This window comes from Phyllobacterium sp. 22229 (assembly GCF_052056495.1).
Lineage (GTDB): Bacteria > Pseudomonadota > Alphaproteobacteria > Rhizobiales > Rhizobiaceae > Phyllobacterium > Phyllobacterium myrsinacearum.
Genome location: NZ_JBQEPA010000033.1, coordinates 1 through 19868 on the forward strand (window position 1 = coordinate 1; position 19868 = coordinate 19868).

Here is a 19868-nt window from a genome sequence, read left to right on the forward strand (position 1 = left end):
AATGTCGAACCGGTCGGCAACGGTGAGGCAATTGTCGATGGCGGCTGGCGTGGTGCCCCAATCCTCATGCAGTTTCACACCGCGCTCGCCAACCGGAAAGATCGCCAGAACGCCATCGCCAATGAATTTCAGCACCTCGCCGCCAAAGGCATGGACGGCACCGGCGATCCGGTCGAACCACGCGTCGAGTGCGGCAATCACGTCCTTCGCTTCTGTTGTTTCCGACAATTCGGTGAAGCCGCGAAGATCGGCGAACAACAGGGCGGCCCGGATGGTCTCGCCGGGCTCGCGCCGCAAACGCCCAGCCAGGACCTGTGTCGCGCTGCGCCGGCCGAGATAGGTGGTCAGCAGTGCGGTCAGTGTTGAGCGCGCGGCCAACAGTGCCAGAGGCGCAGCGGCAAAACGGGCAGCTTGGCGCAGCAATTCCGACTGTTCGCTGGTGAGCGGGCGGTGCGCGGCCCAGCGAAGCACGGTACCGTTGGCGAAATCCTCCTGCACGGTATTTGTCCCGAGGCTGATCAGCCAGTTGCTGGCAAGGTCAGTGTCCTGGGACTCGGCAGGACCGGCCAGGCCCAGCGCCTCGATCACCTGTCCCGTGTCGGCGCGCCACAGCCATGTACGCCGTCCAATGACCGGATGGGGCGCCGCCTGGGTGAGCGTGCCGCCTGCCAGCGGCAGGCCGTCGGCGATGAGCCGGGCGGCGAGCGTCGTCAGAAAGGCATCGCCATCCGGCATGCCGGTCGCTTCGTCGACGAGAAAGGAAAGAGCGGACGGCAACTGCATGGCTGCCATCATGCAGCGATGCTAGGCCCCTGTCATCCGCTTTTGTTTCTTGCGCGAAATCCCGATTGGCTTACATTGCGCGATGCCGAAGTGAGTGTGCGTCCTGTTGGGAGGAGATCACCGATGACCGAGACGCTTCGCAACGAAATCGAGATCGCCGCCCCGCAGGCGACGGTCTTCGCCTTCCTCACCGATCCCGACAAGATCCTGCGCTGGATGGGGACGAAAGCGACAATCGAGCCGCATCCCGGCGGCATTTATCTCCTTAGCGTCAATGACACGCACACGGTTCGCGGCCAGTTCACCGAGGTCATTCCAGTGCACCGTCTGGCCTACAGTTTTGGCTGGGAAGGGCACGAAAATGTGCCGCCAGGTTCGAGTCTGGTCGAGATCGACCTTATAGAGAAGGAGGGAGGCACGCTGGTGCGTTTCACCCATAGCGGGCTGCCGGACGAGACGGAACGCGCCAACCACGAAAAGGGCTGGAACCACTACCTGCGCAGGCTGGTGGTGGCGGCAGCTGGTGGCGACCCCGGACCGGACAAGCCGCTTGGTTCGTAGAAGTCGTGGAAAAAGGCCCCGGGCATCCGGCTGAGTTTGCCCGGGAAATCCCGTCACAATTGTAACTCCCATGCTTTCGGTATCCGGCCCTAAACTCAGGACCGGTAAGCAACATGTCGCACCGGCTCGTACGGACGGCAGACAACCGAAGGAGAAAGACCATGACATCACATGTGACCGGAACACGCGAGGAATGGCTGGCTGCGCGGATCGGCCTGCTCAAGGATGAGAAGGATCTGACGCGGCGCAGCGATGCGCTGGCACAGCGGCGCCAGGAACTGCCCTGGGTTCGTATCGACAAGGAATACCGCTTCGACACCGACGCTGGAAGCGCCTCGCTGGCGGATCTGTTCAAGGGCCGTTCGCAGCTTCTCGTCTACCACTTCATGTTCGGACCGGATTATACGGCCGGCTGCCCGTCCTGCTCGGCGATCGCCGACGGTTTCAACGGCATCACCGTCCATCTGGAAAATCATGATGTCGCCTTCTCGGCGATATCGCGTGCACCGCTTGCCAAACTGCAGGGTTTCAAGCAGCGCATGGGCTGGAATTTCCCCTGGGCTTCGTCATTCAACAGTGACTTCAATCGGGATTTCAGCGTCCTGTTCACCGAGGAGCAACAGCGCAACGGCGGCATAGAATACAATTTCCGCCGGGAGGCAGCCGCACCGCAGCCGCCATCGGACAAGACAGCTCCGGAACGGCAGCCGCGCGGTGAAGAAGGGCCGGTCGATCTCATGGCGGCCATGACCGGTACCGATGCTGCCACCTTCACCCGTGACCGGCCGGGACTGAGCGCTTTCGTGCTCGATAAGGGCGTCGTCTACCACACCTATTCCAGCTATGCGCGCGGCCTCGATGGCATCTGGGGCATGTATCAATGGCTGGATCGTGCCCCGTTCGGGCGTAACGAGACCGGTGTCTGGTGGCGCCATCACGACAAGTACGGCCAGGGTTGAACGATGATGTTCGGCCCGGAACCCGGCAGCGCATCCGATCCCGGCCTGGCCGGCTGGCTGCGTCTCGCCGCAGCACCGACATTCGCCGTCATGGCGCTCGTCACAGCCCTCTCCGGCGACGCCGGCATGATCTGCTCGGCGATGCCGAATACATCGCCCTTCAGCGGCATGACCCTCATGTATGTGCTGATGAGCATTTTCCATGGGATGCCTTGGCTCAACCTGCTGGCACGGCTGCGGCGCGGTGCCGCCCGCCGGGTTTGACCCGGAGCGGGTAAGCAGCACCAATCCGGCGCGCGGCCTCGCGCGCCGGGATCGGAAGCCCGGGTAAAGATCAGGTCAGGGGGATGGCGAGGCTGGTCTTGACGCGGTCCATCACCACAACCGTGCGGAAGCGTTTGACATTGTGGTTGGCAAAGAACAGCCGCCGGGTCAGGCCTTCATAGGCGGCCATGCTGGCCACGATGATCACGAGCATGAAATCGGCCTCACCGGTGACATAGTAGCATTGCTGCACCTCCGGCGCGGCGGCAAAGCTCCTTTTCGCTGCATCGATCAGATCGATGCGCTCGCTTTCCACCTCCACTTCGACAAGGATCGTGATGGGCTGCCCGAGCCTGGCGGGGTCGAGGACGGCAACATTGGCCTGAATGACGCCGCGTTCCTCCATGCGCTTGATGCGGCGCTGCACCGCGGGGGCGGAAAGGTTGACCGCTTCACCGATGACCCGTTGCGGCGTCGCATTGTCCTTTTGCAGGATGTCGAGGATCGCAAGATCGAAATGATCGAGACCGGCTGGCGCGGTCAGCGATGGTTTGGCCATGAAACATCCCCTTTATGCAAGAAACTTGCGCAAGATGCGCCAAATAAGAGCATTTTTCTCGCTTCTATCGCATTATAAATGCGCAACGGCAGGAGTGAAAGAGCAATGTTGATCCTCAACCGGCATACCGGCCACAACGGGCCGCTTGATCCGCGCGACGTGGAGACCCTTGGTGTCGGCGCTGCGGCGGAAGTGGAACGGTATCTGTCCCATCGGGACAACCACGCGCCGACGCCTCTGCATGCATTGCCGGCGCTGGCCGCCGGTCTCGGCATTGCCACGCTCCACGTCAAGGATGAGGGCGCGCGCCTCGGTCTCGGCAGCTTCAAGGCGCTGGGCGGTTCCTATGCCGTGATCCGGCTTGTGCTTGAGGAAGCGGAGCGGCAATTGGGACGCCCCGTGGATATTGCGGAACTCCACACGCCGCCTGTCCGCGCCATTGCCAGCGGCATGACTTTCGGTTGCGCGACCGATGGCAATCACGGCAAGTCCGTTGCTGCCGGTGCCCGGCTTGTGGGCGCGCAGTCGGCGATCTTCGTGCATGCCGGGGTGAGCGACGAGCGGGTGGCGGCCATTGCCCGCTACGGCGCCGAGATGATCCGCGTCGACGGCACCTATGACGATTCCATCCGCGAGTCGGCGCGGGTGTGCGCGGCCAATGGCTGGACTGTCGTGTCCGACACTTCCTGGCCAGGCTATGAACGCATTCCGGGGCTGGTGATGCAGGGTTATACGGCCATCATCCGTGAAGCCTTGCGTGCATTGCCGCAAGCGCCAACCCATGTCTTCGTGCAGGCGGGTGTGGGCGGTGTCGCCGCTGCGCTTGCAGCATATCTGGCGCTTGTGCTTGGAAAAGAACGTCCGGCCTTCATCGTGGTCGAACCGGCCCGCGCCGCCTGCATTTTTGCCAGCGCGCAGGCGGGCGAGGTCGTCAAGATCGCCCACGGTGAAGCCACCGTCATGGCGATGCTTGAATGCTACGAGCCGTCACCCGTGGCCTGGCGTATCCTCTCCCGCGCCGCCGATGCGTTCATGACCGTTGAAGAGGAAGGGGCCGTCGCGGCGATGAACCGCCTGGCCCGGCCGCTTGGAACGGATGTAGCCGTCGTTGCGGGGGAAAGCGGCGGCGCCGGTTTGGCTGGCCTGCTCGCTGTCGCTGAAAATCATGACATGCGCCAAGCCATCCATCTTGATGCCGGTTCGCGCGTGTTCATCGTCAACACCGAGGGGGCGACGGACCCCGAGCGCTACACGCAGCTCGTGGGCCTGGCGCCGGAGATGGTTTTGCGCACTGCAATCTGAGCCTGTCGAACCACGCAGAGCCGGGAATGCCAGCCATTCAGTAATCGCTGCAGTTTAAGCTAGATACTACCCTGCATCAAAAGCAGATGGGGCGGCACACCAAGTGCTTTTGCCAAACGGTCGATCACCAGAACCGTCGGATTTCTGACGCCTCTTTCGACACCGCTGATATAGGTCCGGTGCAACTCTGTCTCAAAGGCAAGCTGCTCCTGAGATAGGCCCATCTCTTCCCGGATTCTTCTCACATTTCTGCCAACGATCTGCCTTGAGTCCATGGCGGCATGTGGCCGTGCATGTAGCTTTTAAGTCTACACACTATGAGTAACAATAGGCGAAAAGTGCTGGTCAATGCGTTTGCGATATGTATACTATAAGTCACAATTAACGTTGAATTTTTGAGCCATCGATATGGATACCTACAATTTCTGGCAGGATTTTTTTGATACGTACCAATCGCTCTCCGATTGGCTGAAGGTGCTGTGGCTGATCGTTCCGCCCGTCTTCGTGCTGGGGCTGGTGGCGCTGACTTTGCGGTTCCGGCTTGCAGGCAGGCAGATGAACGGCGCTCTTGATGGGGAACTGGTCTATTCCGTCCGCCGCGATGCGCAAAACCGGATCCATATCATCAGCCACATGCCGCTTGGCGACAGCAATCCACCGCTGCTCCTGCTTGGCCCGGCGGGCGATGACAAGGCGGAGCACGGCCGCGAGCAGCATATTGGCTGAATTTCTTAAGGATGGACTGGCTCTGGGCGTGATATGATCCTTCCATTGTCGCGCCCGAAAAGGTATGAGCCGCGTATGTCCAGTTCCATGTCATCACTCGAAAACGCCGCAAAATACCTCTCGCCCGAAGACAAGGCGCAGTTCGTCAAGATCAAACGCGAGATGGAAAAAGCCGGTGCTTCCAGAAAAAGCATTGAAGAACGTCTGAACGCCTTCATCTGGGATGTGATCGAGTCCGATGATGACGAGGAAGAGGACGAGTAGGCATCCCTTGTTCAAGGCTTCGCGCCGCCGGATTTGACGAAATCCACGAATGCGCGCAAGGGCGCCGGCATGAGCCTGCGGCTTGGATAGTAGAGGAAGGGCCCCGAAAAGCTCTGCCACCATTCGGGCAGAACGGGCCGGAAGGCACCGCTTTCAAGACCGTCTTGCAAAAACTCCTCGAATGTACAGATAATCCCCAGCCCCGCCAGTGCCGCGCCGCGTTCCAGGTCCATGGTTGAAGCAATCAATGGTCCCGTCGGGTTGACCTTCACCAGTTCCTTATTCCGCTCGAACTCCCACGGCGCGATGGCGCCGCTGGCAAAGCGGTGGCGTATGCAGGCATGCTGCAGCAGATCCTTCGGGTGCTGCGGTTCGCCATGCTTTTCCAGATAGGCCGGTGCTGCAACGCAGATGAAACGCTGGGTGCGCGGGCCGATGGGCACGGCGATCATGTCCTGCTCGATGCTTTCATCATAGCGGATACCCGCATCGAAACCGGCTGCCAGCACGTCGATGAAGGTGTCGTTGGTCGTCACCTCAAGCCTGATGCCCGGATATGCCGCGAGGAACCGGTTGACGATCGGCGGCAGGATGCAGTGGGCAACGATGGTGGGAACGTTCAGCTTCAGCGTTCCGGTCGGGCTGTCGCGAAAACTGTTGAGCGCGTCGAGCGCGCCGGTGATCTCACCGAGTGCCGGCGTCAACCGTTCGAGCAGCCGTGTCCCGGCCTCCGTGGGCGTAACGCTGCGGGTGGTGCGGTTGAGCAGGCGCACGCCGACACGCTCCTCCAGCCGCCGGATGGCGTCGCTGAGCGACGAAGCCGAAACACCGCGCAGCTTGGCGGCACCGCGAAAGCTGCGGGCTCGCGCCACGGATACAAGCGCATCGAGATCGCTGAGATTGGGATCGTTCATTGTTCGGTTTTCCGTACAGCCCGTACACAGTATGGCGGATTATCGCACAAATAGCGCTGGTTTATAAAGAGCCAACCTGCCGCAGGAAGTGCGGTGGCAAAAGGAGTTCGACAAGATGCAAATTCGTCCATTGGGTACAACCGGCCCGCAGGTCTCGGCATTGGGCCTCGGCTGCATGGGCATGTCCGGCATGTATGGGCCCGCCGACCGCACTGAGAGTATTGCGACCATTCATGCCGCGCTGGAAGCGGGTATCAACCTGCTGGATACCGGCGATTTCTACGGCATGGGCCACAACGAGCTGCTCATCAGCGAGGCCCTTAAAGGCACAAAGCGCGATCAGGCGATCCTCAGCGTCAAATTCGGGGCGCAGCGCGATCCCGCCGCCGGCTGGATCGGCTTTGACGGACGGCCCGCGGCGGTGAAAACCTCGCTGGCCTATTCCCTGCAGAGGCTCGGTGTGGATTATATCGATGTCTATCGTCCGGCGCGCCTTGATCCGAACGTGCCGATCGAGGAAACCATCGGCGCCATCGCGGAGATGGTGAAGGCCGGATTTGTCAGGCATATCGGCCTGTCGGAAGTCGGTCCGGAAACCATCCGCCGCGCCGCCGCGGTCCATCCGATTGCCGATCTGCAGATCGAGTATTCGCTGATTTCGCGCGGTATCGAGGAGCATATTCTCGCCACCTGCCGGGAACTGGGCATCGGCATCACCGCCTATGGCGTGCTGTCGCGTGGCCTGATCAGCGGGCACTGGCGCAAGGACGCTGCGGGTCCCGCCGATTTCCGCGCCCACAGTCCGCGCTTTCAGGGTGAGAATGTCGACAAGAACCTGCGTCTGGTCGATGCCCTGCAGGGCATTGCCGAAGCCCGGGGTGTCACGGTGGCACAGATCGCCATTGCCTGGGTGGCTGCACAGGGGGATGACATCATTCCCGTTGTCGGTGCCCGCCGCCGCGACCGCCTGAGCGAAGCGCTGGGCGCGCTGGATGTACACTTGTCCAGGGATGATCTTGACCGCATCGAGCAGGCCGTGCCGAAAGGGGCTGCTGCCGGAGAACGCTATGCCGCCGCACAGATGGCACATCTCGACAGCGAAGCGGGCGGCCACTGATCGGCGTTCGCCGCGTGCTCCTGCAAACGTCTAATGGATGGCCGTGTGCACCCGGCCATCATCAGGCGGGGCAAACGCGGTGGCGATGCGCGCGCCGATATAGTTCTCGATGTTTTCCACGTGGCTGATCTGCTTGCGGAAATCCGTCAATCTTGCGCCTTCAAGATCGGTTCCGGCAGGCAGCGGCGTCGCGGTCGGGTCGTAATATTTATCGCCGATGCGCAGTTCATAATAGAGATGCGGCCCTGTGGAGAGGCCGGTGGAGCCGATATAGGCAATCACCTGTCCCTGGCTGACGCGCTGGCCGACCTTCAGCGATGGCGGGGTTCGCGAAATATGCGAATAGGTGGTGAAGAAGCCGCCATCATGCTTGATGCGGACATATTTGCCATAGCCGGATTCCGATGAAATCAGCACCACCTCGCCATCGCCCGCCGCAAGAATGGGCGAGCCGAAGGGCGCGGCGTAGTCCACGCCATTGTGATGCTTGCGCACCTTCAAAATCGGATGGGTGCGCCAGGCAAAGCCATCGCCCAGCCGCCCGTTGGGCACCGGATTTTTCATCAGGGTCTTGGAGGCAGACTGGCCGTCCTCATCGAAGAACTCCGCCTTGTTGCCGGGCGCTGCACGGTAATGGTAAAACCGCTTGGTCTTGTCCTTCATGTTGAAGGTTACGGCAACGGGCTCGGATTCGCCCTGTTCATTGGTGCGGAACACCAGTTCGACGGATTGGTCGAGCAGGGCCGCATCGGTCAGCTTGATGCCGTTTTCCTTGGCAAGCTGCAGAATTTGTCCCGCCATGTGGGCCGGAACATTCAGCTTTTCCAGCTGCTGCATGGCGGCGGGAAATTCCTTTTCGGCCGCCTGCGCCCGGTCATCCCTGCGCGTATCGGTGCTGGCCACGTCCGTGCTGGCGATATGGGCTTCATGGGCGAGGCGCTCGAACTGCCGCGGGTTGCTGACACGCCGCAGGACGCCGCCATCGTCGCGCGCCAGATCGGATGGCGGGCTGTCATGCCGGAAAAGCCGCGCCATCAGCAGGCGCTCCGGCGCATCCTTGCGCGGCGCCTTTTCCAGGAGAAGCTCGATGCGCTCCGGCGAGGCGCTGCTGCTGGCCGTCAGTGCACTCTGCAGCGCCGCCCGGTCCTCGTCGGTCATGTTGGCCGCAGCGAGCAGGCTGCCGATATCGATGCCCTGGGCGGGCAGGGCGACCACCTGCTCGACGGCGGGAGCCGGTTGCACCTTGGCGGTGCTGACATTGATCGGCGTGCCGCGCACCAGAATGCGCTCCTCACCCAGGCTCGCCAGGGCAACCGGCATGGCTTTTGTCACGGTCTTTGCGGATTTCTCCGTCAGGATGGACTGGAACGGATCGCTGCTGGCGGGCGGAAACCGCTGGGCGAATGCAGCGGCATGCCCCGCGCTGACCCGCGCGGGCACCTGCCTGGTTGCACCGATCTTGACCTGGCGATAGGCGAATTTTTCCGTCGAACCATCAGCCTGGCTTTCCAGCACCTTGGCCACCGGCGCCGCCTGCACGATGGCGGGCGGAGGCAGGCGGTCGCCTTTCGGCGCAGCTTCAGGCCGTGTTCGCAGCGGTGCGGCAATGGCGGCTATGGCCACGGGTGGACGCCGGTTCATGACGGCGAGAACGCCCGTAAACATGGCGGCAGAGGCAATCACCGCCACCAGAATGGCCGAGAGAAAGCGCGCATGGGTGAAAAGCGAAAAGCGGACAATGCGCGATATCTGGCGGATGGCGCCAAAATTATCGTCGATTGCCTGTTCGATTCTGCTTTTTGCGTTTGATCGCGTCATCAGGTCCCGTACGTCACGCTTCCATTGCGCGCGAGGTTATTGTGTAACATGGCAATATCGAGGCACGCGGAACTTTATCCCCAACAAACCGCACTGCGCCCCTTATAAGGGCTGGTTCGGCGATTGGCGAGCAATCATTTGCCGATGAATTGTCTGTTCAAAGCTTCCGGTATCAGCGTGTCAGAAGTCCTGTTGTAGGCTGAAACAGCACGGCGGGAAATTGGACTTTCGATGAACGAGCCTTGCAATGGGACAGCGGACACGCGTTATGTTCGTCGTTCTCGCATTGGTAGCCATACGTATTTCCCAATTCCGTTTTTGCGCCTACCCTTTGAATCTGGCGTTGCTGAATGCGCGCTGCCTGAACCATGAGAGGAACGGATTATGCGCGAACTGATGGAATACGAGTTGGATTACGTGACTGGCGGTGGCGGCAACAGCGGTAAGGGCGGCAGTGGCAAAAGCGGCAGCGGCAAAAGCGGTAGTGGCGGTAACAGCAAGGGCGCCTCTTCGGGCAAGGGGCACACCAGCAGCAGTCCAGCACACGCCAAAGGTCAGACAAACGGCAAGCCTGGCAACGAAAGCCCGACGCACAACAGTCTGAGCATCGGTGTATCAGGCACCACGGACAATCACGGTCATTCCAGTGTGACAGGTTCGGCGAGTTATACGCATACGTGGTAGCGCACGTTTGTCCGGATTAACGGGCAGCAGCGCGCGAAGCATTGCGGCTTTGGTCCTGTTGTTGTGCGCCATGGTCTCTTCCGCCGCCCGCGCTGCGCCGCAACCGGCGCATTCGCTTCAGGCGGCGATGGACTTCGATTGCGGCTTCAAGCAGGAAATGATGCGGCCCAAAATGAGCCGGAATGGGGATATCCTCTGCTACTACGGTCAGATCAATGCTGAAACCGAGCGGCTGTTCCGGACAAATCTGACACGCGATATTCGCTATCTCATCGTTCGCTCAAGCGGCGGTGAGATGTTTGCCGCGAAAAACATCGGCCAGATGCTGGAACGCGTTCAGCCGGCCATTATCGTTGACCGCATCTGTGCATCGGGATGTGCGTATTATTTCTTCCTTCCACTGGAGCGCAAGGTGATCAAGCGCCACTCTTTTGTCGGTTTCCACGGCGGTCCGCCCGAAACCAGGAACAAGCTGTTCAAAACAGCGGCTGGTGCAGCCTTTTTCAGCAACGCAACACGGCAGGATCAGCGAAGAATACTGGCGAAGTGGCGGGATCTTCTTGATTGGCAGAACGCCATGCTTAAGAGAACCGGCGTGAACAAGATGCTTATTTACTGGAACCCGGCCAAGCGCATCCGCAAGGACCTTGAGCCGGGCTGCTATGCGCCCAACAAGCCCATATGGGCGCCATCGCCCAAAACCCTGAAGTCCTTCGGCGTCAAAGGGTTGATTTCGGCATGGTATCCCGCTTCGTACCGGGACATGTACAGGTTCGGAAAAGAACACGATCCTCACAGCTGCCTCGTCCCGTGAGGATAGCGCGCCTGATCCAGCCCGGCGAGGCTATCCTAGCCAAGCAATGTCGGAATCCCGTATAGCCAATCGTCTTCAGGACGCAGAAGCGATGGAGGACCGCCATGACCATAACCATTACCGCCTTTGAACGCTCGCCCGACAAGGGCCAGGGCCTGGCGCGCGACATGCGCGTGCGCTGGGCGCTGGAGGAAGTGGGCGCGCCCTACACAACCAGACTTGTTTCGTTCGCGGCGATGAAGGAGCCCGCGCATCTGGCGCTGCAGCCGTTCGGGCAGATTCCGACCTTTGAGGAAGACGGGCTCGCGCTGTTCGAATCCGGCGCCATCGTCCTGCATATCGCCGGGCGCCATCCCGGCCTCCTGCCGGATGACGGCAATGCGCGGGCGCGTGCCATCGCCTGGATGTTTGCCGCTGTCGCCACGGTGGAGCCGCCGATCCTCGAGCGTCAGGTTGCCCTGTTTGCGGAAGGGGACAGGAGCTGGCGCGCGGAGCGCATGCCTCTTGTCGATGGCCGTATCCGCGACCGGCTCGGCGAACTGTCCGTCCGGCTGGGTGAGGCCGAGTGGCTCGACGGCGCGTTCAGCGCCGGGGACCTGATGATGGTGCACGTGCTCATCCGGCTGCGGGCATCGGGCATAGTGGCGCAGTACCCTAACCTTGCCGCCTATGTCGCGCGCGGCGAGGCGCGCCCCGCCTACCAGCGCGCCTTCGCCTCCCAACGGGCGGTGTTCACCGCCGCGCCGGATCGCGATTAGGGCGCGATAACGCCTAGGCAACTGCCTTGCGATAGGCCGTGACGGCAAGCCAGATTGCGGAAAGCAGGAAGTAGAACGCGCCGAACGCCGCATAGGGCGCAATGTCCCGTATCGTCGGCGCAACAGTGCCGATGGACCGGCTGATCATGAAGCCGCCGGCGAGCGCCGACTGCGCGCCGCTCAGGATCATCGGCCATTGCGCGCCATAAGAACGCCAGCGCTTTATTCCCGTGTTCAACTGCAGCAGGCCTGAAAAGATCGCCCAGACGCCAAACACCGCCAGAACCGCATACATGCTGCTGCTCAACGCCGCGATGACGGCGAGCGTCATTATGGTGCTGACGGCGACATTCAATGCTTGGGACGGGTTGGCTTTGAGCCCGCCATTGACCCTTGCATCAACCAGATTGGCGAGGGCGTCCCATGCCGGGTAGATGACGAGCAGAAGCACGGCGAGAGCGGGTTGGGCGCTGAAGAGAATGGCGGCGGCAACCCATGCGACGGAGAAGATGGCGCGTGCGAAATAATAGGTTCGCAGCCAGCTGGACGGAGTTGAAGATTGATTTTGCATTGGCAGATTCCTTGTGGTTGTCTACCTACCAGTAGGAAGGTTACGTGTGTGAGTCAACCCGGTGCCCGAACACCTCATTGTGAGAAGCGGGAGCCATGCGCCGTCTTGACATCCAGCCTACCAGAAGGTAGGCAGCGCTATGCAATCAATGGCTTCGACTTCAGAAAAGATTCTTGATATCGCGCAGTCTCTCATCGTCGCGGGGGGCTATAACGGCTTCAGCTATGCCGATATCTCGGCTGCGATCGGCATCCGCAAGGCGAGCATCCACCATCACTTTCCGACGAAAGCTGAACTGGTTGCCGTACTGGTGGACCGTTACAGGCAGCAGGCCGAAACCGGTCTGCAAGCGCTGCGCGCACAGGTTGCGAGCCCTGCCGAACAGTTGCAGTTCTATCTGAACTACTGGGACACGTGCATTCGCGACGCCGCGCAGCCCTTCTGTGTCTGCGCGATGCTGGCTGGCGAGATGCAGATGCTGCCCGATGAGGTTGCATCACGCGTCCGCGCGCATTTCCAAAGCCTCGCGGCATGGCTTGCATCGGTGCTGAGCGCCGGAGCGCAGCAGGGCCTGTTCCGGTTGAACGGGCGGCCCGAGGAGGAGGCCCAGATGCTGATGGCCTCGGTTCATGGGGCCATGCTCTCCGCGCGGGCTTTTGGCGACCCCGGATTGTTCATTGCCATCATCAGCACGCAGATCGCCAAGCTGACGAAGTAGCCAGCGCAGACGGCCTGCGAGGCAACGTGCTTTGCCGCCAATACCGGCTAGGCTGCCTTGTGTGCTGGCGGGTGCCTATGCGGGCGGGGCGAGGCGGTTCGTCTCCGGCGATCCGTCTTCACCGCCAGCCGGCGGATCAAACACGAGCAGGCCCGGATTGCCCTCGGCCAGCGGGATATGGCTGACGACACGCAGCTGGCCCGCATCGCGGTGGATCGAATAAATCAGTTCACCCCCAGCGCTTTGCTCCATCTGTTTGGCGGCGATCCTGAAGCGCAGCATCAGCGCCACGAGGCCAAGCAGAAAGCCGGGCGGGATCAGTAGCCACAACGCCTTGATCCAGTCCGGCGAGGATTGAAATGTATCGAGCAGGTCTGACCAGAAATTGTAATCGTTCATGTGCACTCCCTTTTCTCGCGTGAGGAAAGCGGCCACCCGAGGTTTATCCTCTGGTGACCGGGGAGTTCGTAGCCGCCCACGGACGACCGCCACGGCCTTTAAGCCGAAGCTCTGGACATACGCCGAGGCCTCCCCGGCCATAGGGCTGAGGAGGTGCCTTTGCGGTCGACACCGACCGCCGTAGGAGGGGATACGAAGCCCCAAGACCGATCCGTTTCGACCGGCCTCACCGGGAATCATAGTGGGAAATGGAAGGAGGTGAAAGGGGTGGGGGAGGAAATGAGATTATTGATTGGGGCGGTTTGTCTTGCACTATTGCGCTTTATGAGAGATCGCGGTGGGTTCAATTAATAGAAATTGCTTAACCCACGGCACGTTGTTAAGAATTGGTTGACGGCTCTGGCAATAATTTATCGGGAGCTATTGTTAGGTGCCACGCATGAACGACAAAATTGATGAAACTCGCATAAAATGTGAGCTACTTTTGATGCTGCGTAGAAGCAAGTTATTGAATGCGCGCTCGGTCCTGTCGTCCGAGTACGTGATAGGATCAACTGGGCGCAGAGCTGATCTTGCTATTTTAAACGGCACGTCGTTTGTAGGAATTGAGATTAAAAGCAGATATGACTCGTTGGCCCGTTTATCCGACCAGCTTGAGGTTTACAGATCGTGCTTTACCCGTGTGATGTTAGTTGTTGACGAAAGACATGTTGAATCTGCAACTTTGCGCGCTGGCCCTAGTATCGAAATATGGAAAGTCGATAGCCAATGCGGGATACAATTGCACCGTCCTCAAGAAATTTCGCCAATGAAGATCAAATCGCAGCTTCTAAAAATGCTCACTACTGGAGATTTGAAGAGAGCGCTTAAGCTGCCATCTAATTCGAATATCAAAAAGAAAGAACTAATCCAGGTTATGAGCAGTCAGCCCGAAGAAGATATATTTCGGGAAGTAATTTACTCATTTAAACAGGTATACTCTGAAACTTCTAGCAAATTTTGGGCAGAAACCTATCGCAAAAATATATCACCACAATCGTTGCAAGCCTTGAGTAGATTTGCGTCCGTGCGCATTGAAAATAATCGTAAACAAGAACAACAGCACGCCTTCTGGGATAGCTGGCGCGAAGCTGCTAAAATAAGCCTACAAGACAATTGGGCCTAAAGGTCCGTCCATTCAACTTCACCATCTTGATCATCAGACCCAGATTGTGTGTGAAGATGAATGTTGATTCTTGCTGAAGTGGATAATTTCGGTGAATAAATCGCGTTATCCTGTCCCGCTGCTGTGCGTTTTATCATCTCTGTACCCCATATGCCTTGGTCCTTCCATTCAGGGCACTCGATCGCCCTTGCAGCAGCCATTTGATAAGCTTCTTCCCGATCTTCCTCTTCTGCCTCTCTGAAGAATTTCCACTTAGCAGCGAATGCATTATCGATTCTTGGAGCAGGACTGCCGCCGCCGCCATTTTGTTTTTCCGCTCGTACGCTAGCTCTGTCACAATAAATGTTTCGTTGTGTACCAAGTTCCGCAGCTACTAGATTGTAGAATTGCCGTTCAAATATTTCTTGTTCTGCTATACCGGTAAAAGATGATGGAAACGTAGATGCCGAAACCGAAATAAAACAATCGGGTATCTCATCCCTTATGGATTTGCAGGTATTATAGGCGATTAATGCTTTTGTTAGAATGTTCTTATCTTGCTTTTGAAAATCAATAATAAAATAAACGTCTTCATTCGAAGGAAATGACTTAAATAACTTTGCTATATCGTTTGCTGAGCTGAAAATCTGCTCGTGTAATCTAATAACAACACCGCGGCCTAAGGCCTTGAATGCAACTATCTGAGGCCAAATCTCATTAGGCACGCGCAGCTGTATAGCAGGAGTGAAGGTCGACTGTTCTTCGATAAATGACCGCCAATTGGCATATCCGTCTTTAGAATCTCTCAACAAGTCTAATGCAGCATGAACCGGTCTGCGATTCCCATCAAAAATCTCATCTGTCAAATCAACGATTATGGGTTTTCCTGAGCTGCACGCAGTAATTTTTGCCAAAGTGCTAGGAAATTCTTTAGCCGTCGTCCACGGCTGGAGAATGATATATGGAAGTATTCCTATTTTTACCTGAGGAGATAATTCTTCTAGGGCCTGCATTTCAGAGGGGCGCACTCCAAGAATAGGTACATAACCGAATGCGCCAAAATCCATAAAAATCCCCCAAATTTATTCTAGCTTAAGCCAAGCCGAATCTTCATAGCTGCTTCGGATACATTAAACTTATCAGCAAGAAATCCAACTATATTGTCAACCTTGAGAGATTTTGCTCTTTCAAGCCATTCATCGATCAGCGTCTGAGGCATCAGCAAGTCAGCGGCCATTCTATTAGCTTGTGCTTCACGACGATCAGACAAGGTTGATCGGTAAAGAACATCATCTGTAATTCCATCTCCAATCTCGTCTTGATGAAGTAGGTAGTGGCCTATTTCGTGAGCAACTGTAAACCGCTGACGACGCGACGAATCGTTTTTGTTCACTCGGATAATGAACTTCCCTTGTTGATCAGGATCTGGCCTAATCTCGCCGGAAATTCCGTTCGGTAGAACTGTGGCTATAACTTTGAGCCCAAGTGCGTTGGCAATTGTCGACAGTCGTATAGGCGCTGCGTCTTGCAATCGTTCGATTTCGTCAGTAATCTCTTGTTCTAAAGAGTGCCATTCGCGACTCATCATGCGGCTCTCCCTTAGTCAGTGAACGGTTTGTCATTACTCGCCGCCGGATCTATTTCAGCCCGCCGCGAGGCATCGTTGAGAAGAATGCTGTCAACACGTTCGATCAATATCGAACGAAGCTTACCGCGCTCCAATTGTTCTGAGACATGCTGAACAATCACTCCCTCAATACCTTTGGCAAAAGGACCTTCTTTCAAAAGTCTTTCGAGGTGTTCTTTGGAGGCAGTCTCAGTCATCTTTTGAAACTGTGAATATCCCCAGAATGCAAGGATGGCGATAAAAATCGCCAAAATAGTTATAACCACGGTAACAGCAGTAAGCATTATGGTTATAAAGTCAGGATAAGACATATTTACATTCTGCATTTCGCCAGGGGTGATTTTAATTCCAATCAACACCGATACCGCAAAAATCACTCCTGAGAGGATGCCAGCCAAAAAGATTGGAAAATAGTCATTCTGCTGTCGCCTCATTGTGATTCTTCAATTGATATCTATGTTCTCATTATGTTCACTTTTTCGAATGACGCAATCCGTTAAATGTCTTTGCGCTGAAGAAAGTTTGATGATGATTTGGTTGTGATTTAGGTAAGCGATGTTGCAGAATGATACAAAGAGAAGTAGGCAGTTTGTATAAGAAAGAAATGGTGCCGCTTCCCGGAATCGAACCGAGGACCCCATCATTACGAATGATGTGCTCTACCAACTGAGCTAAAGCGGCAGGGAAGGGACTTCCCGATCCCTGGGCCGGCCATCGGGATGTGCCGGAGGGATGACGCGCCTGATAGCGTTATTGCATCAGGAATGCAAGCCTCGTCATGCCGGCTTTTGCCTGAAACCGCGAAAATCCCTGTGCTCACCAAGTCTTGTTGCCAGCAGTACAGCCAGATTGGAATATTTCCATTTTGCCGATAGACAAGTGTGCAGGAGAGGTTAAACTTTCGGTTGTGGTCATGCGGCCCAGGGAGGGGCGGTGACCAAGGCGTTCTGGGAGGAACCGATGGCCAAAGTCGAACTGGTGGTCAATGGGCGCGCCGTCAAGGGCGAAGCCGAAGACCGCACGCTGCTTGTGCATTTCCTGCGTGAAAATCTGGGACTGACGGGAACCCATGTGGGGTGCGACACCTCGCAATGCGGCGCCTGCGTCGTGCATGTGGACGGGCGGGCCGTCAAATCCTGCACCATGCTGGCGGTGCAGGCCTCCGGCGCCGAGGTGACAACCATCGAGGGCATTGCCCTCAATGGCGAGTTGCATCCGGTGCAGGCGGCCTTCCGCGAGCATCACGGCCTGCAATGCGGTTTCTGCACGCCGGGTATGATCATGTCGTCGGTGGATATGATCCGCCGCCACCCGGAAGGGCTCGACGAGGCGACGGTGCGCGCGGAGCTGGAAGGCAATATCTGCCGCTGTACCGGCTACCACAACATTGTTCAGGCCGTGCTCGACGCATCGGAAAAAATGGGCAAGGGCGCCGTCAAGGCCGCCTGAGAAATCAATTCACGTCGTGCAGTCCGCTTCCGGCCAAACAGACAGTTGAGACATTTTGGCGAGGCGCCTGCGGCAGGGAGGTAGTGTCATGGGTGTCGAAGGCATTGGATCACGCGTTCTGCGCAAGGAAGACAAGCGGTTCCTCACCGGCAAGGGCCGCTATACCGACGATATGGTCGTGCCGGGGATGAAGCACGCGGTCTTCGTGCGCAGCCCGCACGCCCACGCGAAAATCACCGGGATCAGCACGGGCGCGGCGCAAAAGATGCCCGGCGTCATCGGGGTGCTCACCGGCAAGGAATTGAAGGCCGACGGCATCGGCAATCTTATCTGCGGCTGGATGATCCAGTCGAAGGATGGCACGCCGATGAAGATGGGCGCCTGGTCGCCGCTCGCCACCGATACGGTGCGCTATGTCGGCGATGCGGTGGCGATCGTCGTTGCCGATACGAAGGGCGAGGCGCGCGATGCCGCCGAGGCGGTGGAAATCGCCTATGAGGAGCTGCCCGTCGTCGTCAGCGCCGTCGAGGCGTTGAAGCCGGGGGCGCCGCAAGTGCACCCGGAAGCGCCGGGCAACCTGATTTTCGACTGGGATATCGGCGATGAAAAGGCGACGGCCGACGCCTTTGCCCGCGCCGCGCACGTAACGACGCTCGATATCGACAACAACCGCCTCGTGCCCAATGCCATGGAGCCGCGCGCGGCGCTCGGCCAGTACGATGCGGCAGAAGATCACTACACCTGCTGGACCACCTCGCAGAACCCGCATGTGGCGCGGCTGGTGATGAGCGCGTTCTACAATGTCGCGCCGGAAAACAAGCTGCGGGTGATCGCGCCGGATGTCGGCGGCGGTTTCGGCTCGAAGATTTTCATCTATCCGGAAGAGATCGTCTGCCTGTGGGCGTCGAAGAAGACGGGCGTTCCGGTCAAGTGGGTGGCGGACCGCACGGAAAGCTTCCTGTGCGATGCGCATGGGCGCGACCACGCCACCCATGCGCAGATCGCCTTTGACAAGGATCATAAAATTCTCGGCCTGAAGGTGGAAACCATCGCCAATCTCGGCGCCTACATGTCGCTGTTTTCGAGTTCCGTGCCGACCTATCTCTATGCGACGCTTCTGTCCGGCCAGTATGACATTCCGGCGATCCACGCCAATGTGAAGACAGTCTACACCAACACGGCGCCGGTCGATGCCTATCGCGGTGCCGGGCGGCCGGAAGCCTCCTATGTGCTGGAACGCATCATGGAGACGGCGGCACGTGAGCTGAACATATCGCCGGCGGAATTACGGCGGCGCAATTTCATCCGCGCCTTCCCGCACCAGACGCCTGTCATCATGGCCTATGATGCCGGGGATTTCGACGCGACGCTCGACGCCAGCATGAAGGCGGCCGATTATGCCGGTTTCGAAAAGCGCCGCACGGAAGCCGCCGGGCGCGGCAAGCTGCGCGGCATCGGCATGAGCTGTTACATCGAGGCCTGCGGTATCGCGCCGTCGGCGGCGGTCGGGGCGCTGGGCGCCGGTGTCGGCCTGTGGGAAAGCGCCGAGGTGCGGGTCAATGCCGTCGGCACCATCGAAATCCTCACCGGCTCGCATTCGCACGGGCAGGGGCACGAAACTACGTTCGCCCAGCTGGCGGCGGAGCGTTTCGGCGTGCCGCTCGACAGCATTTCCATCGTCCATGGCGATACGGACAAGGTGCAGATGGGCATGGGCACCTATGGCTCGCGCTCCGGCGCGGTCGGCATGTCCGCCGTGGTCAAGGCCATGGACAAGGTCGAGGCCAAGGCCCGGAAGATCGCCGCGCATCTGCTGGAGGCCGACGAGGCGGATATCGAGATCAAGGACGGCAATGTGCGGGTGGCGGGGACGGACAAGTCGCTGCCGTGGTTCCAGGTGGCGCTCGCCTCCTACACCGCGCACAACCTGCCCTCCGGCATGGAGCCGGGGCTGAAGGAAACCGCGTTCTACGATCCGAGCAATTTTACCTTCCCGGCCGGCTGCTATATCTGCGAGGTGGAGATCGATCCGGAAACCGGCACGACCGAGATCGTGCAGTTCGTCGCTGCCGATGATTTCGGCAAGATCATCAATCCGATGATCGTCGAGGGGCAGGTGCATGGCGGCCTGGCGCAGGGCATCGGCCAGGCGCTGCTGGAAGGCACGCATTACGATGAAAGCGGCCAGCTGCTGACCGCGAGCTACATGGACTACACCATGCCGCGGGCGCAGGACCTGCCGTCGTTCAACGTCATGACGACGGAAACCCCGTGCCCCTCCAATCCGCTGGGGATCAAGGGCTGCGGCGAGGCTGGCGCCATCGGTTCACCGCCTGCCGTGATGAATGCCGTCACCGATGCCATCCGCAACAACAGCCTGAGCATGCCCGCGACCCCGCAAAAGGTCTGGGCTGCCATTCAGGCGGCGAAATAGGGA

24 protein-coding genes and 1 tRNA gene are annotated in these 19868 nt (G+C 58.7%); 14 read left to right on the forward strand and 11 right to left on the reverse strand.

The genetic code is table 11. The features are described from left to right. Positions 1 to 783 (reverse strand): hypothetical protein (locus ACTJJ7_RS26395; RefSeq protein WP_440969334.1); only part of this gene is annotated, 783 nt, incomplete at its 3' end. A gap of 123 nt (positions 784 to 906) precedes the next feature. Between ACTJJ7_RS26395 and ACTJJ7_RS26400 the strand changes: the two genes are divergently transcribed. From ACTJJ7_RS26400 to ACTJJ7_RS26410, 3 genes are all read left to right on the forward strand, one after another. After that, positions 907 to 1344 carry an SRPBCC family protein gene (locus ACTJJ7_RS26400; RefSeq protein WP_105736578.1) on the forward strand — a complete coding sequence of 146 codons (438 nt, stop codon included), beginning with the start codon at positions 907 to 909 and terminating at the stop codon, positions 1342 to 1344. 161 nt (positions 1345 to 1505) lie between these two features. Then, the gene (locus ACTJJ7_RS26405; RefSeq protein WP_440969335.1) at positions 1506 to 2303 is read left to right on the forward strand and encodes a DUF899 domain-containing protein; all 798 of its coding nucleotides are present in this window, start codon (positions 1506 to 1508) and stop codon (positions 2301 to 2303) included. 3 nt (positions 2304 to 2306) lie between these two features. Next, positions 2307 to 2567 carry a hypothetical protein gene (locus ACTJJ7_RS26410; RefSeq protein ID WP_440969336.1) on the forward strand — a complete coding sequence of 87 codons (261 nt, stop codon included), beginning with the start codon at positions 2307 to 2309 and terminating at the stop codon, positions 2565 to 2567. A 70-nt stretch (positions 2568 to 2637) separates the two neighbouring features. On the opposite strand, the gene ACTJJ7_RS26415 is transcribed toward ACTJJ7_RS26410, so the two are convergent. Further along, the gene (locus ACTJJ7_RS26415) at positions 2638 to 3126 is read right to left on the reverse strand and encodes an Lrp/AsnC family transcriptional regulator (protein WP_440969337.1); all 489 of its coding nucleotides are present in this window, start codon (positions 3124 to 3126) and stop codon (positions 2638 to 2640) included. A 105-nt stretch (positions 3127 to 3231) separates the two neighbouring features. Here ACTJJ7_RS26415 and ACTJJ7_RS26420 point away from each other — a divergent pair, with 105 nt between their 5' ends. Further along, positions 3232 to 4428 (forward strand): diaminopropionate ammonia-lyase, encoded by a 1197-nt coding sequence (locus tag ACTJJ7_RS26420; RefSeq protein WP_440969338.1) that lies wholly within the window; start codon positions 3232 to 3234, stop codon positions 4426 to 4428. Between the two features lie 59 nt (positions 4429 to 4487). Here the strand turns inward: ACTJJ7_RS26420 and ACTJJ7_RS26425 are convergent, their stop codons facing one another. Continuing rightward, positions 4488 to 4703, reverse strand: coding sequence for a helix-turn-helix domain-containing protein (locus tag ACTJJ7_RS26425; RefSeq protein ID WP_105736569.1), 216 nt, complete (start codon positions 4701 to 4703; stop codon positions 4488 to 4490). A gap of 133 nt (positions 4704 to 4836) precedes the next feature. On the opposite strand from ACTJJ7_RS26425, the gene ACTJJ7_RS26430 reads away from it, so the two are divergent. Beyond that, positions 4837 to 5154 carry a hypothetical protein gene (locus ACTJJ7_RS26430; RefSeq protein ID WP_440969339.1) on the forward strand — a complete coding sequence of 106 codons (318 nt, stop codon included), beginning with the start codon at positions 4837 to 4839 and terminating at the stop codon, positions 5152 to 5154. Positions 5155 to 5229: 75 nt separating this feature from the next. Continuing rightward, positions 5230 to 5418: a hypothetical protein gene (locus tag ACTJJ7_RS26435; protein WP_130268630.1), complete on the forward strand. Its 189-nt coding sequence runs from the start codon at positions 5230 to 5232 to the stop codon at positions 5416 to 5418. An 11-nt stretch (positions 5419 to 5429) separates the two neighbouring features. Here the strand turns inward: ACTJJ7_RS26435 and ACTJJ7_RS26440 are convergent, their stop codons facing one another. After that, the gene (locus ACTJJ7_RS26440; protein ID WP_440969340.1) at positions 5430 to 6332 is read right to left on the reverse strand and encodes a LysR family transcriptional regulator; all 903 of its coding nucleotides are present in this window, start codon (positions 6330 to 6332) and stop codon (positions 5430 to 5432) included. 115 nt (positions 6333 to 6447) lie between these two features. On the opposite strand from ACTJJ7_RS26440, the gene ACTJJ7_RS26445 reads away from it, so the two are divergent. Then, positions 6448 to 7449: an aldo/keto reductase gene (locus ACTJJ7_RS26445; protein WP_440969341.1), complete on the forward strand. Its 1002-nt coding sequence runs from the start codon at positions 6448 to 6450 to the stop codon at positions 7447 to 7449. 30 nt (positions 7450 to 7479) lie between these two features. Here ACTJJ7_RS26445 and ACTJJ7_RS26450 read toward each other — a convergent pair whose 3' ends face one another. After that, a complete protein-coding gene (locus tag ACTJJ7_RS26450; RefSeq protein WP_440969342.1) occupies positions 7480 to 9267 on the reverse strand; it encodes a M23 family metallopeptidase in 1788 nt (595 codons plus the stop codon). A 384-nt stretch (positions 9268 to 9651) separates the two neighbouring features. Here ACTJJ7_RS26450 and ACTJJ7_RS26455 point away from each other — a divergent pair, with 384 nt between their 5' ends. The 3 genes from ACTJJ7_RS26455 (at position 9652) to ACTJJ7_RS26465 (ending at position 11523) form a co-directional block, all read left to right on the forward strand. Beyond that, on the forward strand, positions 9652 to 9951 hold the full coding sequence (locus ACTJJ7_RS26455; protein ID WP_440969343.1) for a hypothetical protein: 300 nt from the start codon (positions 9652 to 9654) through the stop codon (positions 9949 to 9951). Positions 9952 to 10021: 70 nt separating this feature from the next. Then, positions 10022 to 10765, forward strand: a complete 744-nt coding sequence (locus ACTJJ7_RS26460; RefSeq protein WP_440969344.1) for a hypothetical protein — start codon at positions 10022 to 10024, stop codon at positions 10763 to 10765. A 104-nt stretch (positions 10766 to 10869) separates the two neighbouring features. After that, positions 10870 to 11523, forward strand: coding sequence for a glutathione S-transferase family protein (locus ACTJJ7_RS26465; RefSeq protein ID WP_440969345.1), 654 nt, complete (start codon positions 10870 to 10872; stop codon positions 11521 to 11523). A 13-nt stretch (positions 11524 to 11536) separates the two neighbouring features. Here ACTJJ7_RS26465 and ACTJJ7_RS26470 read toward each other — a convergent pair whose 3' ends face one another. Beyond that, positions 11537 to 12094: a DUF308 domain-containing protein gene (locus tag ACTJJ7_RS26470; protein ID WP_440969346.1), complete on the reverse strand. Its 558-nt coding sequence runs from the start codon at positions 12092 to 12094 to the stop codon at positions 11537 to 11539. 139 nt (positions 12095 to 12233) lie between these two features. Between ACTJJ7_RS26470 and ACTJJ7_RS26475 the strand changes: the two genes are divergently transcribed. After that, on the forward strand, positions 12234 to 12812 hold the full coding sequence (locus ACTJJ7_RS26475) for a TetR/AcrR family transcriptional regulator (protein WP_440969347.1): 579 nt from the start codon (positions 12234 to 12236) through the stop codon (positions 12810 to 12812). Between the two features lie 75 nt (positions 12813 to 12887). Here ACTJJ7_RS26475 and ACTJJ7_RS26480 read toward each other — a convergent pair whose 3' ends face one another. Then, a complete protein-coding gene (locus tag ACTJJ7_RS26480; protein ID WP_440969348.1) occupies positions 12888 to 13211 on the reverse strand; it encodes a hypothetical protein in 324 nt (107 codons plus the stop codon). 439 nt (positions 13212 to 13650) lie between these two features. On the opposite strand from ACTJJ7_RS26480, the gene ACTJJ7_RS26485 reads away from it, so the two are divergent. Then, entirely contained in the window at positions 13651 to 14376 is a 726-nt protein-coding gene (locus tag ACTJJ7_RS26485; RefSeq protein ID WP_440969349.1) for a sce7726 family protein, read from the forward strand. Here the strand turns inward: ACTJJ7_RS26485 and ACTJJ7_RS26490 are convergent. The 4 genes from ACTJJ7_RS26490 to ACTJJ7_RS26505 all read right to left on the reverse strand — a co-directional run bounded on the left by ACTJJ7_RS26490 (position 14373) and on the right by ACTJJ7_RS26505 (position 16663). Next, positions 14373 to 15422: a beta family protein gene (locus ACTJJ7_RS26490; protein ID WP_440969350.1), complete on the reverse strand. Its 1050-nt coding sequence runs from the start codon at positions 15420 to 15422 to the stop codon at positions 14373 to 14375. The genes ACTJJ7_RS26485 and ACTJJ7_RS26490 overlap by 4 nt on opposite strands. 20 nt (positions 15423 to 15442) lie before the next feature. Then, positions 15443 to 15943, reverse strand: a complete 501-nt coding sequence (locus ACTJJ7_RS26495) for an ImmA/IrrE family metallo-endopeptidase (RefSeq protein WP_403169806.1) — start codon at positions 15941 to 15943, stop codon at positions 15443 to 15445. 11 nt (positions 15944 to 15954) lie between these two features. Beyond that, a complete protein-coding gene (locus tag ACTJJ7_RS26500) occupies positions 15955 to 16416 on the reverse strand; it encodes a hypothetical protein (RefSeq protein ID WP_440969351.1) in 462 nt (153 codons plus the stop codon). A gap of 171 nt (positions 16417 to 16587) precedes the next feature. Next, positions 16588 to 16663 (reverse strand) — tRNA-Thr (locus ACTJJ7_RS26505). Positions 16664 to 16942: 279 nt separating this feature from the next. Between ACTJJ7_RS26505 and ACTJJ7_RS26510 the strand changes: the two genes are divergently transcribed. Then, positions 16943 to 17431, forward strand: a complete 489-nt coding sequence (locus ACTJJ7_RS26510) for a (2Fe-2S)-binding protein (RefSeq protein WP_105736548.1) — start codon at positions 16943 to 16945, stop codon at positions 17429 to 17431. Positions 17432 to 17519: 88 nt separating this feature from the next. Then, positions 17520 to 19865 carry a xanthine dehydrogenase family protein molybdopterin-binding subunit gene (locus tag ACTJJ7_RS26515; RefSeq protein ID WP_105736546.1) on the forward strand — a complete coding sequence of 782 codons (2346 nt, stop codon included), beginning with the start codon at positions 17520 to 17522 and terminating at the stop codon, positions 19863 to 19865. The last annotated feature ends 3 nt before the right edge of the window (positions 19866 to 19868 follow it).

Excerpts from the sequence above, each read along its gene's own strand:
- ACTJJ7_RS26400 (WP_105736578.1), top strand. The coding sequence starts at position 907 with ATGACCGAGACGCTTCGCAACGAAATCGAGATCGCCGCCCCGCAGGCG.
- ACTJJ7_RS26405 (WP_440969335.1), top strand. The coding sequence starts at position 1,506 with ATGACATCACATGTGACCGGAACACGCGAGGAATGGCTGGCTGCGCGG.
- ACTJJ7_RS26410 (WP_440969336.1), top strand. The coding sequence starts at position 2,307 with ATGATGTTCGGCCCGGAACCCGGCAGCGCATCCGATCCCGGCCTGGCC.
- ACTJJ7_RS26415 (WP_440969337.1), bottom strand. The coding sequence starts at position 3,126 with ATGGCCAAACCATCGCTGACCGCGCCAGCCGGTCTCGATCATTTCGAT.
- ACTJJ7_RS26420 (WP_440969338.1), top strand. The coding sequence starts at position 3,232 with ATGTTGATCCTCAACCGGCATACCGGCCACAACGGGCCGCTTGATCCG.
- ACTJJ7_RS26425 (WP_105736569.1), bottom strand. The coding sequence starts at position 4,703 with ATGGACTCAAGGCAGATCGTTGGCAGAAATGTGAGAAGAATCCGGGAA.
- ACTJJ7_RS26430 (WP_440969339.1), top strand. The coding sequence starts at position 4,837 with ATGGATACCTACAATTTCTGGCAGGATTTTTTTGATACGTACCAATCG.
- ACTJJ7_RS26435 (WP_130268630.1), top strand. The coding sequence starts at position 5,230 with ATGTCCAGTTCCATGTCATCACTCGAAAACGCCGCAAAATACCTCTCG.
- ACTJJ7_RS26440 (WP_440969340.1), bottom strand. The coding sequence starts at position 6,332 with ATGAACGATCCCAATCTCAGCGATCTCGATGCGCTTGTATCCGTGGCG.
- ACTJJ7_RS26445 (WP_440969341.1), top strand. The coding sequence starts at position 6,448 with ATGCAAATTCGTCCATTGGGTACAACCGGCCCGCAGGTCTCGGCATTG.
- ACTJJ7_RS26450 (WP_440969342.1), bottom strand. The coding sequence starts at position 9,267 with ATGACGCGATCAAACGCAAAAAGCAGAATCGAACAGGCAATCGACGAT.
- ACTJJ7_RS26455 (WP_440969343.1), top strand. The coding sequence starts at position 9,652 with ATGCGCGAACTGATGGAATACGAGTTGGATTACGTGACTGGCGGTGGC.
- ACTJJ7_RS26460 (WP_440969344.1), top strand. The coding sequence starts at position 10,022 with ATGGTCTCTTCCGCCGCCCGCGCTGCGCCGCAACCGGCGCATTCGCTT.
- ACTJJ7_RS26465 (WP_440969345.1), top strand. The coding sequence starts at position 10,870 with ATGACCATAACCATTACCGCCTTTGAACGCTCGCCCGACAAGGGCCAG.
- ACTJJ7_RS26470 (WP_440969346.1), bottom strand. The coding sequence starts at position 12,094 with ATGCAAAATCAATCTTCAACTCCGTCCAGCTGGCTGCGAACCTATTAT.
- ACTJJ7_RS26475 (WP_440969347.1), top strand. The coding sequence starts at position 12,234 with ATGCAATCAATGGCTTCGACTTCAGAAAAGATTCTTGATATCGCGCAG.
- ACTJJ7_RS26480 (WP_440969348.1), bottom strand. The coding sequence starts at position 13,211 with ATGAACGATTACAATTTCTGGTCAGACCTGCTCGATACATTTCAATCC.
- ACTJJ7_RS26485 (WP_440969349.1), top strand. The coding sequence starts at position 13,651 with ATGAACGACAAAATTGATGAAACTCGCATAAAATGTGAGCTACTTTTG.
- ACTJJ7_RS26490 (WP_440969350.1), bottom strand. The coding sequence starts at position 15,422 with ATGGATTTTGGCGCATTCGGTTATGTACCTATTCTTGGAGTGCGCCCC.
- ACTJJ7_RS26495 (WP_403169806.1), bottom strand. The coding sequence starts at position 15,943 with ATGATGAGTCGCGAATGGCACTCTTTAGAACAAGAGATTACTGACGAA.
- ACTJJ7_RS26500 (WP_440969351.1), bottom strand. The coding sequence starts at position 16,416 with ATGAGGCGACAGCAGAATGACTATTTTCCAATCTTTTTGGCTGGCATC.
- ACTJJ7_RS26510 (WP_105736548.1), top strand. The coding sequence starts at position 16,943 with ATGGCCAAAGTCGAACTGGTGGTCAATGGGCGCGCCGTCAAGGGCGAA.
- ACTJJ7_RS26515 (WP_105736546.1), top strand. The coding sequence starts at position 17,520 with ATGGGTGTCGAAGGCATTGGATCACGCGTTCTGCGCAAGGAAGACAAG.